Origin of the sequence: Chryseobacterium sp. WG23, assembly GCF_024586575.1 — a bacterium.
Taxonomy (GTDB): domain Bacteria; phylum Bacteroidota; class Bacteroidia; order Flavobacteriales; family Weeksellaceae; genus Chryseobacterium.
Map to the genome: position 1 here is coordinate 1 of NZ_JALCZE010000014.1, position 18,094 is coordinate 18,094.

The 18,094-nt window shown below is 36.8% G+C and carries 18 protein-coding genes; 4 read left to right on the top strand and 14 right to left on the bottom strand.

Annotated elements, in window-relative coordinates:
- Positions 1 to 536 precede the first annotated feature (536 nt).
- The 3 genes from hemL to MP477_RS19400 form a co-directional block, all read right to left on the bottom strand.
- Positions 537 to 1,826 carry a glutamate-1-semialdehyde 2,1-aminomutase gene (gene hemL / locus MP477_RS19390; protein ID WP_257191691.1) on the bottom strand — a complete coding sequence of 430 codons (1,290 nt, stop codon included), beginning with the start codon at positions 1,824 to 1,826 and terminating at the stop codon, positions 537 to 539.
- Between the two features lie 73 nt (positions 1,827 to 1,899).
- The gene (locus MP477_RS19395; protein WP_230037104.1) at positions 1,900 to 2,958 is read right to left on the bottom strand and encodes a glucosaminidase domain-containing protein; all 1,059 of its coding nucleotides are present in this window, start codon (positions 2,956 to 2,958) and stop codon (positions 1,900 to 1,902) included.
- A gap of 16 nt (positions 2,959 to 2,974) precedes the next feature.
- Positions 2,975 to 3,883 carry a 1-aminocyclopropane-1-carboxylate deaminase/D-cysteine desulfhydrase gene (locus MP477_RS19400; protein ID WP_257191693.1) on the bottom strand — a complete coding sequence of 303 codons (909 nt, stop codon included), beginning with the start codon at positions 3,881 to 3,883 and terminating at the stop codon, positions 2,975 to 2,977.
- A gap of 773 nt (positions 3,884 to 4,656) precedes the next feature.
- Here MP477_RS19400 and MP477_RS19405 point away from each other — a divergent pair.
- Positions 4,657 to 5,268, top strand: a complete 612-nt coding sequence (locus MP477_RS19405; RefSeq protein ID WP_257191694.1) for a hypothetical protein — start codon at positions 4,657 to 4,659, stop codon at positions 5,266 to 5,268.
- Positions 5,269 to 5,272: 4 nt separating this feature from the next.
- Here the strand turns inward: MP477_RS19405 and MP477_RS19410 are convergent, their stop codons facing one another.
- The gene (locus MP477_RS19410) at positions 5,273 to 5,605 is read right to left on the bottom strand and encodes a hypothetical protein (RefSeq protein WP_230037109.1); all 333 of its coding nucleotides are present in this window, start codon (positions 5,603 to 5,605) and stop codon (positions 5,273 to 5,275) included.
- Between the two features lie 39 nt (positions 5,606 to 5,644).
- Between MP477_RS19410 and MP477_RS19415 the strand changes: the two genes are divergently transcribed.
- The 3 genes from MP477_RS19415 to MP477_RS19425 all read left to right on the top strand — a co-directional run bounded on the left by MP477_RS19415 (position 5,645) and on the right by MP477_RS19425 (position 8,409).
- Positions 5,645 to 5,827, top strand: a complete 183-nt coding sequence (locus MP477_RS19415) for a DUF5522 domain-containing protein (RefSeq protein ID WP_047492275.1) — start codon at positions 5,645 to 5,647, stop codon at positions 5,825 to 5,827.
- Position 5,828: 1 nt separating this feature from the next.
- Entirely contained in the window at positions 5,829 to 6,356 is a 528-nt protein-coding gene (locus MP477_RS19420) for a DUF4136 domain-containing protein (protein ID WP_047492272.1), read from the top strand.
- A gap of 262 nt (positions 6,357 to 6,618) precedes the next feature.
- Complete coding sequence (locus MP477_RS19425) at positions 6,619 to 8,409, top strand: endonuclease (protein WP_257191695.1); 1,791 nt, start codon at positions 6,619 to 6,621, stop codon at positions 8,407 to 8,409.
- Between the two features lie 224 nt (positions 8,410 to 8,633).
- Here MP477_RS19425 and MP477_RS19430 read toward each other — a convergent pair whose 3' ends face one another.
- The 10 genes from MP477_RS19430 to MP477_RS19475 form a co-directional block, all read right to left on the bottom strand.
- Positions 8,634 to 9,041: a hypothetical protein gene (locus tag MP477_RS19430; RefSeq protein ID WP_257191696.1), complete on the bottom strand. Its 408-nt coding sequence runs from the start codon at positions 9,039 to 9,041 to the stop codon at positions 8,634 to 8,636.
- Positions 9,022 to 9,582, bottom strand: coding sequence for a LemA family protein (locus MP477_RS19435; protein ID WP_230037115.1), 561 nt, complete (start codon positions 9,580 to 9,582; stop codon positions 9,022 to 9,024). Before MP477_RS19435 ends, MP477_RS19430 begins: the two co-directional genes overlap by 20 nt.
- Complete coding sequence (locus MP477_RS19440; protein ID WP_257191697.1) at positions 9,582 to 10,364, bottom strand: hypothetical protein; 783 nt, start codon at positions 10,362 to 10,364, stop codon at positions 9,582 to 9,584. The genes MP477_RS19435 and MP477_RS19440 overlap by 1 nt, the downstream gene beginning before the upstream one ends.
- Positions 10,365 to 10,443: 79 nt before the next feature.
- Positions 10,444 to 11,214, bottom strand: coding sequence for a hypothetical protein (locus tag MP477_RS19445; RefSeq protein ID WP_257191698.1), 771 nt, complete (start codon positions 11,212 to 11,214; stop codon positions 10,444 to 10,446).
- Positions 11,215 to 11,277: 63 nt separating this feature from the next.
- On the bottom strand, positions 11,278 to 11,997 hold the full coding sequence (locus MP477_RS19450; protein WP_257191699.1) for a hypothetical protein: 720 nt from the start codon (positions 11,995 to 11,997) through the stop codon (positions 11,278 to 11,280).
- Between the two features lies 1 nt (position 11,998).
- Positions 11,999 to 12,604, bottom strand: a complete 606-nt coding sequence (locus MP477_RS19455) for a hypothetical protein (protein ID WP_257191700.1) — start codon at positions 12,602 to 12,604, stop codon at positions 11,999 to 12,001.
- Between the two features lies 1 nt (position 12,605).
- On the bottom strand, positions 12,606 to 15,398 hold the full coding sequence (locus MP477_RS19460) for an OmpA family protein (protein ID WP_257191701.1): 2,793 nt from the start codon (positions 15,396 to 15,398) through the stop codon (positions 12,606 to 12,608).
- On the bottom strand, positions 15,383 to 15,895 hold the full coding sequence (locus MP477_RS19465) for a DUF4280 domain-containing protein (RefSeq protein WP_230037127.1): 513 nt from the start codon (positions 15,893 to 15,895) through the stop codon (positions 15,383 to 15,385). The genes MP477_RS19460 and MP477_RS19465 overlap by 16 nt, the downstream gene beginning before the upstream one ends.
- 2 nt (positions 15,896 to 15,897) lie before the next feature.
- On the bottom strand, positions 15,898 to 16,941 hold the full coding sequence (locus MP477_RS19470; protein WP_257191702.1) for a hypothetical protein: 1,044 nt from the start codon (positions 16,939 to 16,941) through the stop codon (positions 15,898 to 15,900).
- 13 nt (positions 16,942 to 16,954) lie between these two features.
- Positions 16,955 to 17,998 carry a LysM domain-containing protein gene (locus tag MP477_RS19475; protein ID WP_257191703.1) on the bottom strand — a complete coding sequence of 348 codons (1,044 nt, stop codon included), beginning with the start codon at positions 17,996 to 17,998 and terminating at the stop codon, positions 16,955 to 16,957.
- Positions 17,999 to 18,094: the final 96 nt, after the last annotated feature.

Below are 18,094 nucleotides of genomic sequence, written 5' to 3' on the forward strand. Positions count from 1 at the left end.
AAACGGCTGATTCACTTTGATTACTGAGACTCCTACGGAGTGACAAACTATGTGGTTATTTTTAGACGTAAAAATTACTTACGACTTATACAAAAGTTTACCAGCATCCTTGTCATTCCGCAGGAATCTAAACGGCTGATTCACTTTGATTACTGAGACTCCTACGGAGTGACAAACTATGTGGTTATTTTTAGACGTAAAAATTACTTACGACTTATACAAAAGTTTACCAGCATCCTTTTCATTCCGCAGGAATCTAAACGGCTGACTCACTTTGATTACTGAGACTCCTACGGAGTGACAAACTATGTGCTTATTTTTAGATGTAAAAATTACTTACGTTTTATACATAAGTTTACCAGCATCCTTGTCATTCCGCAGGAATCTAAATTATGCTGCTTACTCTGCTGAGACTCCTACGGAGTGACAAAAGATTGTGCATAACTTTGATTGCGTAGAGTTTTTTAGTGATCTGCAAACTTCCTAATTCAAATCATTCTGCATAAAAAAACCGGATCTAAAATCCGGTTTCACTATTATTTATTAGAATATTCAAATTTCCTTACTGCTTCCAGCGTCATATCAATTTCTTTATCCTTGATTGCATCGCTGATGAAATACGTTTCATATCCGCTTGGTGGAAGATAAACTCCATTTTGCAGCATCTGATGGAAGAAGTTATTAAATAACGAATGATTGGCTTCCTGAGCTTCATCAAAATTAGAAACCCTGTTGATATGGAAGAATACAGACATCATAGACCCTTTTCTGTTGATCTTATGGGCAATTCCTTTTTCATTTAAAATTTTTCCGATTTCAAAATCTAAAGTCTCTGTTGTCTTATTCAACCTGTTGAAGAATTCCGAATCATTTTTAATAAGCTGAAGGGTTTTTAATCCTGCTCTCATAGCCAATGGATTTCCACTTAATGTTCCAGCCTGATATACGCCTCCTTTTGGAGCCAGATGATCCATAATTTCATTTTTTCCGGCAAAAGCACCTACCGGCAGACCTCCACCGATTACCTTTCCATAGGTTACCAGGTCGGCTTTCACATTGAAAAGCTCCTGAGCTCCACCAAAAGACAATCTGAAACCGGTCATTACTTCATCAAAAATAAGTAAAGCACCATTCTCGTCACAGATTCTTCTTAAATTTTGAAGGAAATTATTTTCAGGTAAGACACAACCCATATTTCCGGCAACAGGTTCGATGATTACTGCTGCAATTTCACCCTGATTATGGCGGAACAGATCTTCCACCTGTTCAAAATCGTTGTAACGGGCTAATAAAGTATCTTTAGCTGTTCCTGCTGTTACTCCCGGAGAATTGGGATTTCCGAAGGTAGCAGCTCCACTTCCTGCTTTAATCAGGAATGAATCTGAATGTCCGTGGTAGCAACCTTCAAATTTTACAATTTTATCTCTTCCTGTATACCCTCTTGCCAGTCTGATGGCACTCATACATGCCTCAGTTCCTGAAGAAACCATTCTGATCTGGTCGATATTAGGTACATTTTCAATGATAAATTTTGCAATTTCTGTTTCCAGCTCTGTAGGAGCACCGAAAGAAAAACCTTTCTCAGCCTGAATTTTCAGTTCTTCCAAAACTTCAGGATGGGTATGTCCCAAGATGGCAGGCCCCCATGAGTTGATGTAATCGATATACGTATTATCATCTGCATCGGTAAGGTAAGCACCTTTTGCTGATTTCATGAAAACAGGAACCCCTCCCACTGATTTGAATGCGCGAACCGGAGAGTTTACTCCTCCCGGAATGTATTTGTAGGCTTCATCAAATAAAGCCGAACTTCTTTGATACTTCATATATTAGTTACGGGTTGACAAGAATTCAGTAACAGCTCATAATGAACGGTTAATGAGAAGCTATCAACAAAGATTAATTTCTTGGTTTTTTATCTATTAAATAAATTAACTGTCCTGCAGATGGCTGCTGTCCTTCATCCATCCTGTTTTTAGCATATAATTTATGTAATTTGATTCCGAATTTCTGGGCGATATCATGCATATCTTCCCCTGATGCAGCCTTGTAAGTTGCCGTATTTCCCGAAGAATTTTTAGACTCAAGGAAAACAATATCATTTTTCTTTAATACATCGTTCTCCAATTCATTCCATTTCATCAGTCTGCTTTCGCTCACTTTAAATTTATTGGCAATAAACTGTACGTTGGTATCTTCAGGAATAACAATATATTTCAAACCATCATTTGGATGGCTTTTGATCAGAATAGCATTAAGGATCTCTGCTTTTGTTTTGATTCTTTCCACTCTTTTCTGCTGCTGTGCATAAGAGGTTTGCTTGTAAGGAACTTCCACAGTAACCGGATCTTTAGCTTTTTTACCCATTTTTGAAGGTTCAAGCTGCGCCATGAAAGATCTGTCATCCTTAAGGTCCGGATACATTTTAAGAACGGCATACAATACTTCATTAGAACTGGTATTGTCGTATTCGTATAATCTGTATTTTTCAATTTTAGTGATCAGGATGGAAGCATAACGTGGATTGGTGGCATATCCTGCTTTTTTCAGACCATAAGCCCAGGCTCTGTAATCCTTCATATCCAGATTAAAAAGATTGGCGTAGTATTTCCTTGTAGATAAAAATATGGAATGGTCTTCATAAGACTGTCTTGGATCTTCATACACACGGAAGCATTCATTAGGTGCATCATCCGTATGTTTCATTGTCTTACCTGTCCAGTCTTCCTTACATTTTATTCCGAAGTGGTTTTTACCTTCCAGTGCCAGTCTGCTTTGTCCTCCTCCGGTTTCCAATAGTCCCTGAGCAAGGGTAATAGAAGCAGGAATTTTATATTTTTCCATTTCCTCTACCGCATATTTAGCAAATTTTTGGATATACTGATCTTCAGTTGCCCAATTTTGGGCAGAAAATTTTGATAAAACTAAAAGGCTTATTAGTACGAAAAGTCTTTTCATGTTTTTCAATTTTACTTTATATAATTAAATTTCTATTCTGTTTTTCTAACAGCAGATTTGCTCCCTCAATTCCCTGTAATCCTCCCGTATGAAAGCATAATATACTGGTGTTTTCAGGAAAATAGTTTTCTTCAATCAGCTCAAAAACCTTCTGCATCATCTTTCCTGTATAAATAGGTTCTAAAGGAATATTATATTTCTCTTTAAAATCATTGATAAAACGAATGTTTTCGTCATTTATTTTACCATAACCTCCAAAACCTGAATCTATTAGATTAAAATTATGTTTCGAAGTTAATTCTGCTATTTTTTTCTCCAGCGAAGTATCGTCAACCACCTTAAATCCTATAACTTTCTGATTGTCTTCACAAAATTTCGAGATTCCGGCAATGGTTCCTCCTGTTCCCACTGCGGTGCAAAGATAGTCAAAATCTTTTGTTTGCTCATTGAGCATCATTTTTATCCCTTCCACAGCCTCTTCATTGGTTCCTCCTTCCGGAACAATCAATGCATCAGGGAACTCCTGTTGCAGAAATTCAGTAAGTTTTTCTTTATGTCTGTACTCTTCGCGGGTGACAAATTTCAGGTTCATCCCATTTCTTTTGGCAAAAACCAAAGTAGGATTATCACGCCATTTATTCTGCAGTTCTTCTCCTCTTATAATTCCCAATGTTGGAATACCTGCCATGTTCCCTGCTGCAGAAACCGCAGAAATATGATTCGAGAAGGCTCCTCCAAAAGTAATAACATAAGGATTTTCAGGTTTTTTTTCCAGATATTTATTGATATTATAGAAAAGTTTCCAGTATTTATTTCCTGAAACTTGAGGATGGATAAGATCTTCTCTTTTTATAAAAAGTCTCACCTTTTTATTAATGGAAATTTCCTGAATGGGCACAGGTTCTGTGGGAAGTTGTAATACCATGTTTATTTTTGAACTACTCAAGGTTTATTGATTACAAAAATAATAAAAGATTTACTTCCTAGCAGCTTTCAGCAGTTGTACAAATTTTGATGGGTATTTTCGCTGAAAGATGCATTTTAATAATTAGGTTTCGGCTAAAGCCAATCGATGAATACTTATTTGTAAGTGGACTAAAGTCCACTCCTATTGATATGGAATAAGCTCTGGTAGAATCAGATTATATTGTAATTTAGTAAGTCTTACAAAATGACAGCTCTATGGAATCTGTTTTTTGAAATAATGGCTCAAATATGACCATGTAAATGGTATCTATTCACAATCCTTGTCATCCCGTAGGGATCGCAGCCATATTTTACGAACAATCATCAAGAATATTTTAATGATCGGTTTTAGCTAAGCCAATCGATGAAATGTTTATTTGTAAGTGGACTAAAGCCCACTTCTATTGAATGGATAAGCTCTGGTAGAATCAGATTATATTGTAATTTAGTAAGTCGTATGAAATGACACACTTTATCGAATCTATTTTTTGAATAATGGCTCAAATATGGCCATGTAAATGGTATCTATTCACAATCTTTGTCATCCCATAGGGATCTCAGCCATATTTTACGAACAATCATCAAGAATATTTTAATGATCGGTTTTAGCTAAGCCAATCGATGAAATGTTTATTTGTAAGTGGGTTCCTGCAGTTTAAAGACCATTACTTTAAGACTCTGTTTTTAAATAATAATTTCTAACTTGGTTACGATAAAACTAAAAAGCCGGATATGAAAAAAATATTGATCACCATAATATCTGCACTTGTTGTCATCATCTTTATGGCAGGAATGTTTTACATTTTTTTTGGTAATCAGCTGTTTTCCCGATCAGAGCTGGATATCCCCGATAAGCCTAACGACAGAATAATCAGTATGTTTAATGCTCAGATCGAACAGGAAGTGGAAGATCATACGCGAAGTATAACTTATCCCGGATATATTCCGGAAAGCAGGCAAAATACCATTGAATATTTAAAAACGATCAGTTCTATTGAAAGCTCAACCCGTTATGGTGTGCAATCTACACAGCCCAGAAATCAGCTTGAGCTGAAAATCACTTTCAACGATGGAACTGTTGCCAAAGAAGTATACACAGGGCATTCCTGTTCCGGTTACCTGTCTCCATGTTTAGTGATGAAAGTGGAAATGAAAGAGGGTAAAGCCACTAAAATATTTACAAACGGTCAGGAAAAAAAAGGTTCTCCGGAATGGATTATCCCAGATTTGGATATTTTAATCGGAAAAGCAATTCTCTATGATATCAAGAGAAATCACGATAAATATTTTAAACCCCAGAAAACCCAGCAGGATTTTGATAATGAATGGAAGGATAAGAAATAGAACTTTATGATCTTATATATTTCCAGAAACCCCACAGTTTTCTTGTTTTAAGATAATTCAAATCTTTTTCTCTTGCATAGGCTTCTCTTTCAAATGAAATTCTTTTATAGGCCAGATAGCCATCTTTTAGTTTGAAAAACCAGTAATAATATTCGATCACATAGAATATATAGAAGAAAATAATAAGCATCTCCAGCTGCTGTCTTAAATGGATCTTTTCGTGATTGATAAGTACTTTATTTTCCTTATCTTCGGGTTTCCTAATGAAGATAAAGGGAAAGAGAGCAATGCCGTTAATTTTTAGTTTTTTTAATGGCTTTTGGCATACAATTATCATAACAACAAATATAAAAAGTTTTTGACTAACGTTTAACTTATGGCCCATTTTGACATCAAAGAAGGTGAGGACTTTTATTATAATGAACAGGGATACAAGGTTTTTACGGAAAAGTTTCATCTGAAAAGAGGACACTGTTGTAAAAGCGGCTGCAGACACTGTCCTTACGGATACGATAAAAAGACAGATACATTCATTAAAAACGATAAAAAAAATAAATAAAATGAAAAAATATATTTTTATCTTGTTGGCTTCTGCTACATTAGGTCTTACTTCATGTAGCCCTTTTCAGGTACGTTCAGACTACGCTGAAACAGCCAATTTCAATTCTTATAAAACCTATAAAATAAGAATTGATGATTTGAAATTGAATGATATTGATAAAGACAGGGTTTTGAATGAATTATCAAGACAGCTTCAAAGCAAAGGACTTCAGTCCGGAGAAAATCCTGATCTGATTGTCAACGTAAAAGCTAACCATAAGAAAGTTACTGATATTAATTCTTCTTCACCTTACGGAATGTGGGGCTGGGGCGGCCCATTCGGATGGGGTGTCGGAATGAGCAGAACATGGACCAGCAATTATAATGAAGGGGCCTTAATCGTAGACCTTATCGATTCAAAAACAAATAAGTTGGTTTGGCAGGGTATCGGAAGTGGAATTTCTGTAGATTCACCAAAATCCAAACAGAGACAAATTCCGGAAATTCTGGCTGAGATTATGAAAAACTATCCGCCACAAAGAAAATAAATTAAAGCAATTATTATAGATGCCGGTACATTTTGTGCCGGCATTTTTTATGGTGATATGATATAAGGATATACTTCTATTACTTATCGTGTTTTTACATACAGATTAGCTGAAAATTTCATGGACATCTTTCTCCTATTTTTAGTGAACAATGATGACGCGTTACTTATTATGCAAAGCACAATATTGACTATTGAAAATTAATAATTATGTAATTTTTTATTCATAAAAATGTAGTATTCTTGCTTGAAATAATATTAGTATGAAAAAAATCATTTTATTTTCTGTTTTTGCAGGACTTGTAAATGCTCAGGCTCCTGCAGGATATTACAATTCTGCCAACGGACTGAGCGGTGCTGCTTTGAAAACGGCATTAAGCACCATTATTACCAACGGTCATCAGGATAAAGGCTACAGCGGATTGTGGACCGGTTATAAAACCACTGATATTGATAAGAATTATGAAAATGACGGGTCTATCCTTGATATTTATTCAGAAAAACCTGTAGGAGCTGATCCTTATAACTATACACCGGGTACCAATCAGTGTGGTACTTATTCTACGGAAGGAAATTGCTATAACAGAGAACATATTGTTCCTCAGAGTTTATTTAACCAGTCTTCGCCTATGGTTTCTGATATTCATTTCATCAGAGCCACTGACGGAAAGGTAAATGGCATGAGAAGCAATTATCCTTTCGGACAGGTGGGAAGCGCTACTTTTACATCTAAAAACGGATCAAAGCTTGGAAATTCTGCTTCTTCGGGATATTCAGGAACTGTTTTCGAACCGATTGATGAGTTTAAAGGTGATGTAGCCCGTATGATCTTTTATTTCGTAACCCGTTATCAAAGTAAACTTTCTTCTTTTTCTTCTGGGAATATGCTGGGAAGTTCTGCTTTTCCGGGCTTACAGACATGGGAACTTAACGTACTTCTAGCCTGGAACAACCAGGATCCTGTTTCTCAGGCTGAAATCAATAGAAATAATGCATCCTATACTTTTCAGGGGAATAGAAACCCATTTATTGATAATCCCAGCTATGTAAATCTTATCTGGGGATCTCAGCAGCCAAGCAATGATACCCAGGCTCCCACAACGGCTACAGGTTTAGCTGTTAGCGGAAAAACAGCTAACAGTATTTCTCTTGGATGGAATGCTTCTACTGATAACGTAGGGGTTTCTTCTTATGCTGTTTATATGAACGGAAGCCTGAATACTACAGTAAATTCTACTACAGCTACGATTTCAGGTCTCAACCCTTCCACTACCTATACTTTCTATGTGGTAGCTAAGGATGCCGCTGGAAATTCTTCTGCAAACAGTTCTACCGTTTCAGGAACTACCAACGCCGGATCTACAAATCCATCTACAGGGTGTGTAAACGAAACTTTTGAAACCATCCCTGCCACCAGTGCCTCTTATACTACAAGAACATGGAGCAACAGCGGGATTTCCTGGACCGCTACTGATGCCAGAACAGACCAAACGATCAACAATAAAGCTATTACCATAAGAAGCGGTTCTTTAACATCAGGCAGCTCAGGCAATGGTATTGGCTCTTTAACGGTAACTACTCAACTGAAGTTTTCCGGAAGTAATGGAAATCTTGATGTAAAAGTAAACGGGACTACTGTAGGAACTGTTCCTTATAGCGCAACGGCAACCACTACGACGATTAATAATATTGATGTTTCCGGTAATGTAACGGTAAGTCTGGTTAACGGTTCTGCAAGTAACAGAATTGCTATTGACGATCTTCAATGGACATGCTATTCTGGAGGAACTGCCAGACAAGCTCAAGCTGCTACTTTGGAAACAAAAGCTCAAAATTTTAAAATTTCTCCAAACCCGGTCACTAATCAGGAAATCTTTGTAAGCGGAGATGTACAGCATATCAAAAAAGCTGAGATTTATAATGTACAGGGGAAAGTGATGCAAACGGTTAATCAGCCTTTTAAAAATGGAAATTCTATTAAGACCCAAAATCTTGGTCAGGGAATTTATATTTTAAAACTGGATAATACGACGATGCAGTTTTTGGTAAAATAATCTTGAATTGATAATAAATAAGTAAGGCTGGTTTCTATTTTCAGAGACCAGCCTTTTATTTTATACCTTTCGCATTTGCCAATACAAGGAGTAATTTGTTCTTTAATGCCGAATTATTATAACGCAAAGGTTTATTTTTAGGTGCTTAAACTTAAGAAAACTAAGAGAAACCAGCAAGCTGATCTGACAGAGCATTCGTGAAAGGCACTCTTAACTCTTAACTCTTAACTCTTAACTCTTAACTCATTCCCTTCCCTTCCATCCTTCTCTTTAATAATCTTTGACCAATCCGTAAACATTTTGGTAATGGTATTGGCATTGATCATACTGAAAAAGAACATCCCTATCAATACAGTGAGCCAGCAATACGCTAATTTCACCCCGTTTCTATCTGTGATAAAGAAGAGTATAAATATGGTAAGCGCTCCTATTACAAAGGTAAACATCAGCGTATACAGCAATACATGAATACTATACATGTTGAATTTCAGCTTTCTGAATATCCAGCCTATTACAGCAACAGGGATAAATAAAAGCAAAGGTAAAAACAGGGTTCCAAATATCGCGACTTCAGGATATTCTGCCATATGTCTTTCGAGTCCGAAAAAGGTATTAAAACTGAATTCCGTCATATTGTTTTTCGGCGTTTGTTACTTCCAGTAAAGTCTTGTCTTTATAGCCCAGCATTTTTGCCAGTATTACATTGGGAAATTCATGAATTCCTATATTGTAGAGGTTAATGCTGTCGTTAAAAAATTCTCTTCTGTCTGCTATTTTGTTTTCAAGTTCAGAAATTCTTTTCTGCAGTTCCAGGAAGTTGTTGTTGGAAGCAAGCTCCGGGTAGTTTTCAGAAACGGCAAAGAATGAAGATAAAGCCTTTGAAGTCTCATTGGCCAGTTCGGTTTTTTTATCAGCATCTGTTGTACTGTTATAAAAGGTTCTCAATTCTGTAAGACGTGCAAGCAGCTTTTCTTCATAGCTCATAAAATGTTTGGCTACGTTCACCAGGTTAGGAATTTCATCTGCTCTTTGTTTCAAAACCACATCAATATTTCCGTAGGCTTTTTCTACATTGAATTTAAGCATCACCAGCTTATTATACAAATTGATTAAGAAGCTTATAACGGCAACGCCCAGCAGGATCAGTAATATAATTGCAACAGTTTGGTTCATTATTGTGTAAATATAAATATGATTATTAAAAGGATAACAGAGCAGGTAAACAGGAATGACCTCAACAATGGCTGATATTTATTCCATACGGTAATTCCTGATGCAGAGGTAATTCCCAGCACTTTATAACGATCGTCTTTTCTGATGAATGGCAGTCCGTTTTTAACATCAGCATAGCCCACCAGCAGCATTTTTTGACCGTCTTTCAGAAGGGTTTCTTTGTACCTTTTGCTATTGTTGCTGCTCACATTTGTTTCTCCGAGAAGGATCAGCTCTATTCCTTCGGGTTCTACCTCAATGATTCCTGTTTCATCTTTTATCTGAAAAGGATTACACTGGGTTTCTCTATGTATTGTTCTGTAAGATTCTTTACCGTCAGAATCTTTATCAATATCTTCAATGGTATAATAATACCCGATACAGGCTTCATTACCCACCGGAGAAAGCAGCGGATTCTTCATCACCAATGTTCCTTCCACTTCCACGAGTCCTTTAGCTAAGGATTTTATTTTTGAGGTTGGAAGTGATGCCTGCAACCGTAAAAAACGTTTAGCAGAAGTAGGCTTCATTAAGGTAATAAAAATGAAAACAAAAAATACTAATGGAAAAATAAACAGTGCCTTTTCTGCATACGCATCATAATTACTGGATATTTCATACAGATATTTATGCAGTGGCATTTTCTCTTTAAAGATAGTCCACAGAATAAAATAGAGAAAACAAAATCCTATTATTCCCAGAACAATGTATCCCGTGTATGACGTTTTCTTGTCGTTCTTCATAGATGATATGGATATTGAAAGGCCGGCAATATTCATCAGGAATAGGGTCGGCCTTCAAAAGTACATTTTATTTGCAAGATTATATGATCTCAAATTCGTTTTTTCCCTGCGGTATATAGAAGGTAATATCAAGCATCAGTTCTTCCTGTGTTTTAGAATCTATTAAATATAATGCCGCATCGCCATTGGGCCTTTTTAAAACGGCGGCTCTACTGTCTGCATACAGCATCATAACAGCATCATCAGGTATTGGCTGAACTTTCATACCGCCCATGAACTCATTAAGTAGTTCTTTGAATCTTCCTTCAGATTCCCGGGGAGATAGATACATCGACTGGGCCATGTTCCCTTCTCTTCTCAGAATGAGCTTCTTATACTCATCATATTTGGCATTCTCAATCAGCCTGATGATTTTATGGTAGGCCACATCCAGTTTTTCCCGGCAGTCTTTAACATCTTTAAGGTTCATTCCGTCCTGCCAGGCAGTAAGCTTATAAGGAACGTCGGCATCAAAGGAGCTTTCATACCTGATCACAGGTAATTTTTTATCTTCTACAGGCTTTGACTGATAGTCACCAAACTGTTTATCAAATACAAAATTATTGATGACATCAAAAAGCTTGATATTGAATTTCAGTTCAGCCTGTTTATCAATTTCAGTTTGCCCCGCCACCGGTAAAATGGAAGCTGTGATCGTCTGTTTTCCTTTTTCCAGTATGGCATAGTTGACAGGAATCATAGTAGATACCTGATTGGTAGCATTCATATGGATAACAGGATAATCATTGATCCTGATCTCAAACATACATGCTGATGCACTGAAGTCAATTACATAATAAGGCTGCTGCATGGGAAATATATACTATTTTTTACTGGTTTTATTGTATTGAAATTACGATATCCTCTGTTCATATCAATTGAGAGAAATTTTATCGAGATCCTGATATCCTGATCCTTTCAGCAGATCTTTCCATTCTTTATTTTTAAACACAAATAAGTTACATCTGTATTCATCAGGTTTATTATCTATTTTGGTTTCACAGTAATAATAGATCATTCCTTTATTTTTCCATATCGCCACTTCCTGTCTGAGTTTATTTTGAGTCTGTATGATCTCATTGTCTTTGACTTTTGATTCAAAACTTTCATGTACTGTAGTAAAAACAGGTTTCTGAAGGGTTTTATTTAAGTTTTCAAAAAGGGCTTCTTTTTCAGGTTCGGTATAAATATCCAGCTGATACATTCCCAGCTCGTCATCCTTTTCATTAGCGAGAGGTCCAATTTCCTGGTCTACTTTTCCAAAGTGTAAAAGGACTTTATTGGTATTTTTATTATTTTTTCCATCTAAACTGATCCCGTTAAAATGTAATAATGCTTCAGAAGAAAAAGCTAATCTCTCATTTCCAATCAGCGTCACCTCATCGGTTTGTACGGTATCTTTAGCGGTCATCCCACCTGATTTTAAAATATCATTGATATTTTGTCCCATCGTAAGAGCAGCAAGATTGAAAGGTCCCGTTTGAGTATCATTCCGGGCTTCAATTTGAGCCTCACTGCTTTTCTTGTCCTGTTGGTTACATGATGTAAATCCCATACAGATTATTGGTATTAATGCGTATTTTAAATTTTTCATATTATTGTTCATGTCTGGTTATAAAGCTCTGCAATACAGTCTCTCTGTCTTTCATATTTCCGTAATGTGATCCTTTTTTTATAAAATACAGGTTGGTTTCAAGACCTTTTATTTCTTTCTGATCAACATTAATTTTCTTTTTCACCTGCTCCATCATAATATCAAAACCATCTTTAGTGCCCTGCCAGTAATATCCTGAATATGGCCATCTGTCGGTAGCTTCAATAATTATTTTAGGCTCACCATATTTTTTCTTTAATGCAGCTGACAACGCCTCACTTTCTTTAAAGTTTTTGGTCATTATATAGTATCCTGCCAGTATATTATGTTCCTGATTTTCCACTAAAAATCCAATCTCACTTTTTATGTACTTTCTTTCTTTAGGGTAATCCTGCAAAAAACTGATATCTCCATACTGATATTGGTCTACTTTGTAAGTATTGTAATAGGGGAAGCCAGTAGTCTGTTCAAGGTCAACTTGCTTTGTGGTGTTTTTTATCACTATTTCATTGGCTGCTCCCAATTCTAAAGCTGTCAGATCTGTTTTTGACTGTGAGCTGCAAAAATTAAACAGCATAAGCACTCCTGTTACTATTATTTTTTTCATATTATCCCTGCTGAATGAATGGTATCGTTGGAGAGAATCCGGTATATTTCTCCAGCTTTTCTATAATATCGAATTCCGGAAGGATTTCGTATGTTTTATCAAAATCTGCAAGGTCCATTTTTCTGTCTCCTTTTAAAATTCCTTTTTTAATATATAAGCCAACACTTGCCTTCACAACTACAGTAGCGACCAGGCCATCAAATTTCAGATCCGGTTTGTAGTACAGCGTTTTCTGGGTGCTGCTCTTCTGATCATAAATAAGATTATGCCCAAAAGTAGCAGTTGCTTTACCGGTTGCTTTTATTTTCCCTTCGGCATAAGCTTCCGCCACAATGATTACAAATTTTGCTTTTACTTCAATACCGGCATCCAATTCAATACCAATCTGGGTTTCCAGTTTTCCATTTCCACTACTTTCATCTGAATTGGTATTAAAATGGATCTTTGATTCTCCGGAAATATTTCCAAATACCTTCAAATCAATATACATATTCAAAGATATCGGATGGTCTTCATCAGCCAGCCAGGCTCTCACCTCATCAAGGATCACTTTAGCGGCAACGTTGGCTGTTCCGCCACTTACCACTCCTACTCCGGCCTGAATCAGCATATCAAGGAGGTCTATAGTTATTTCTATCCCTACAATGGGAGAAGCTTTGAAATAAAACTCCAGATCTGTTCCAATAGTGGAAAGAGATTTTTTATTTTTCTTGCCTCTTTCCAGCATCCATTCTGCTCCCAGGCAGAAATTGGGTGGCTTCATTTCTATTGTTAATGGCATTTTACTGGTAAAACTTTTTTTTCTGATTTTACCTTTGGTTTGGTCTGTCACTCCTTTTGAAAATTCTTTCAGGGAGCTAAAGACTTTATACATCCATTTTATTTTATCTTCAAATTTTAAGGTGGCATCAGCATGACCGTTATATTTATCAGCGGCTGTTCTGTCCCAGTTGGCTTCCATTGTCACCCCAAAATCTACTTCGGTCTGTTTCCATCTTTTTTCTGCTCCTATTTTTCCGGCTTTTTCCTGCATTTCCTTATGTCTTGCAGCAGAAAGGTTTTGCCATTTAACGCTTAGATCATTACTCAGATTCAGGAAAAAATGGAAATCCCATTTGATATCGGGATAGGCTTTTATTAAAACCGTAGTTCGCTTTTTATTGCTATAAAATCTGCAGCTGTGGGCATACATCTGTATTTTATTCGGAGTGGTTGCTTCCGGCCAGATATACTGCAGCGGAAGGGCATTTGCTCTGGATAAATCTGAATATACCGGATAATCGAATGTGGGCGGGGCAAATTTTTTCTCCTTATCTCCGGCATCAATAGCCTGGCCTACATCCAGTAATCTGATCTCTTTGGTATGAAGATCATTATTCCTGAAACAGGCCTTCGTATCAAATGCTGATACATCTATCGTTATATTCCTTTTGGTGGACGAAGAAGGGGCAATGGTATGATAAATAATGGTATTCGCATCGTGCGGATAATAATCAAAATAGATATCTACTCTTCGGTTATTTTTATATTCTTTTTCGTCCTTATATTTGACGTTGTCCTTACCGTTCTTATCATCTGTAGCATGTACTTCTCCTTTTCCCAGGGATTTTATTCTTTTGCTGTCCAGTCCTCCGTCAGTAAAAAATTTCTTTACAATATCTGATCTTTTCTGAGAAAGGCTTTGGTTGTACTGCATCTTACCAATCACACAGGCATATCCATCTATGGTTATTGTAGAATGTTGATGCTCCAGTAAGAAACGAAGAATATTATTCAGTTTCTTTTCTCCGTCACCTTCAATGACTGCAGAATTGAATTCATAAAAAATGGTGGCATGTATGGTTTCCCTTTCTGCGATATTTTTAACACCAACTCCTTTATTAAAAAGTGTGATTGGCTTTTTAACTTCTTTGTCTTTTTCAAAAACGATGTCACTGATCTGTATCGTCTCAAATTTGCAGGGTTCATATCTTGCCAGGTTTTTATCCGGCGCATAGATCTTGGTAGGAACAACATTCTGAGGCGGTTGGGGAGCTGCAGCTACCAGCTCGTTTTTCATCCTTAAAAACCTTGCGTGGATGTCATCATTATTATCGTCTACAATATATTTTCCGGTCTTTGGATCTTTAACCTTTACGTACAGCTCTTCCACATCTTTTATATCCTTGATGACTCCTTTCCATTGTGATGTATTCTGAACTTTAACATTAATCTCCCCATCGTTAACCTCCACATCTGCCCATCTTCTCATCATAGGATCATCTTTTGCTCCTCTTCCTGTTCTGATTCTTCTGTAGATCTCAACAATAAGGTCTTTTCTTCCATTCAGTCCTTCTGTTCCCAGGTAAAGGTGAATAATATGCCCATAGCTGAAGTAAAAGGTCTGTCTGACATCCTTTCCTCCTTCTGTAGTACTCCATCTGGAGTCTACAATCCTTGGGGGGCAATGTCCAAAGATATATTTCCCTACTTTATTTACTTTATCCGGTTTTCCGCCCAGGCTTGCTTCTATATAATAAGAAAGAATCCCACATTCTTTTTTGGTGAATGTATAGCTGTATACATAGCCAGCGGGTCTTCTAAGCTGATTAATCACTTTTTGGCGTGCACTGTCTTGCCGGATCCAGATTACTTCCTTTTTTTTGTCTGCTTCAGGGGTACCGGGAAACCATTCTGAAACCTGAAACCAGATAGGTTTTCCGGGCTCAACTCCAATAAAATCGCCCTGGGTGGCTACCACTTTTGTATTGTCTTCAGCTGTAGCTATATTTATTTTCTTTATTCCTTTTGCCATCCTGTATTCTTTGAATTATCACCTGATGTGTCATAAACAGGTTCTTTTTTATACATTTCTTCAGCATTCACCAAAGGATTGATCTGCTGTTGTACGTCTTTATCAGCATTTTTAAAATTCTGCTGGCCGGCTTCAGCTCTCTGCCCATGGTCTATGATCTCAATACATGGGGTTCCTGCCACAGCACAGACCGCTTTACTGTCTTCCAGAATAATAAACCCACCGTTACTAAGCTGTACTTTATCATAAAACTTCTGCCATTCGGTCACCATTATTTTGCATGGCGGCGGCGGACCTCCGTTTTTTGTGCAGTTCCCGAATGTATTTTTTTCAAAAGTGGCGCCTCCTATTTCCTTCGTGGTAGCGATCAGTTTTTTGGAAGCACTTTTATCATTCGCATATTCTTTTTGGTGTGTAAGCACTTTCAGTTTATCCGGGGCTTGTCCAAACTGACATTTGCACATCGCACCCTGTACTACAATATGTTTTTCGGCCATAGTTAGAATTCTTTGTTTGAGATAACAAGTCTGGTTAAATATTCATTTCCAAATTCAAGACGAACAAAACTGGTGTTGATCTTAAAAGTAACTACTGTAAGTGCTTTTGATGAGTTTTCATCGGTATCCACTGTTGTCTGGTAAAGCTGGGCATTATATCTTGCAAATTTTGTTTTACATTCAGAAGGTGAACTGTCATTGAATACCAGGCCATATGGTAATCCTGAAACTTTTTGATTGCCATAATACTGCAGGGCATAATATTCTAATCCTGTTGTCATCTGGGCATAGATCATATTAAAATCATCAAAATCCCAACTGGAATATTTTCCGTTTTTACAATCCCCACATTCAAGGTCGCTGGGCTGTATCTGTAAAAGCTTAGTAAAGTTTCCGGATGTTGTTGGCAGAGCAATAAACTGTTTTTTACTGAATACGCTCTGTAATTTTTTTGATGTTACTTTCTCTATTGCATTTCTGGCTTCAAAATCAGCAACCTGAGCTGTGGCCATGGCTTCTGTGGCCGCAATATCAGCTGCATCTGCCGCTGCTTCTAAAGCTTCAGAAACCTTTGGTTCCTCATAATTTAAAAGAAACTCTTTAATTTCCTGCTCTACTTTTCCTGTAGATTGGGTCTGTTTTACATCAATATCTTTTTTTGACCAACGATCCGGAGTAACCGCTTCAAGAAAAACACTTACTTTCGTGCTTTTCCCGGACACTTTTTTCATGGTTACATTCCATACTGCCTGCTGAATAAACTGCTTCGGTTTTGCTCCGTTTTTTAATGCCGGTTTCAGATAAGGATTTTTATAGTCTGTATCGTATTTTAAATTATAAAGATCAACAGTTGTGGAGAAATCATCATCAGATGCCGCTGCTGCTTTGGCTTCATCTTTTGTAAAGTCATTACTGAAATAAAATATAGAATTCTGTAATGTTTCAATACTTTTAGGTACTGTAAATTCTACTTTCTGCCCGAAATACAGGCTAAAACATGCTATAAAAAGCAGTGTAAGAAGTTTATGATTTAATTTTATTTTCATATTATTTTGTTTTTTACTGTTCCGGCAGAGCGGCTACTACTACTGATATTTTTTTCTTTTCTTTGAGCATGATGCTGCATTCCAAATACATGGATTCCGGAAGCTGGAGTTTCCCATCCAGATAATATTTTATCCTGAAATCTCCCTGATTATTTATTACCGGGTCATCTCCAATAATTAAAGAGAAAGGGGATTCGTTGATAAAATCATGTACATCTCTTTCTTCATGTAATTTCCCTTCTCCCTCGATATTCACAAGGTCATAGTCATCTTTCAGGGGGTCAATTTCCAGCTTTATTTTATACCGGGGCTCTATCGGGTTGTTTACAACCGGAAAACTCTCTGTTCCCTCAATCTGATAATTCTGCCCGAAACTCTGATAGACTCCGAAAAATAGTGTCCTGATGAAATAATCATTTTTAAGATACAGACTGAGTGCATCCGGCTCATCCAGTATCTCTTCAATCTTTCTGCAATATTCGTCTACTACTTCTCCTTCAAATTCTTTATAGACTTCATTTTTAACATCCGGCCACCGCTCATTGAAAACGGAAAGGTTTTCAACAGCATTGAATTTACCATACTGATCTACACTTACCTGTAGAGGGTATAAAACTTTTGATGTTTTATAAGCCAGTGTATCGGCTATTTCATTTACTTCTTCTTCGTTCAGAAAAAGATTGGAGATTCGGTCTATTTCAAAAAAATGCAGGTTATTTTCACTTTTAAGCCAGCGTACTGACGTTTCATATTTCAGTTCATTTTTATGATCTCCTGTTTCCAGATTGATGATCACCCCATATTTAAAAAATGAACTACCCGGCTGAAAGGTCAGGCTGTTTCCTCTCCCCAACTTTACCAGCTTATTTTTATCTGCTACTGCCGTTCTTGGAATGAAAAGCTCTTTCTGCCCGGTCAGTTCTATAAGGATCATATCTTTTACCTGACAAAGATTATTATGAAATAGCTTTAAAGCATCCACATCCAGGCTATAAAAGGCAGCAATGCTTTTTAAGGTTTCCCCTTTTTGAACGATATGTTTATTAAATTTCTGCATACAATCATCTTCGTACTTTATTTCTCTACAGGCATTCCTTTCTGAGAGGATATTGCCAGCAGAGCTATGCCCATAATTTCAATATTTGCTTTTCAA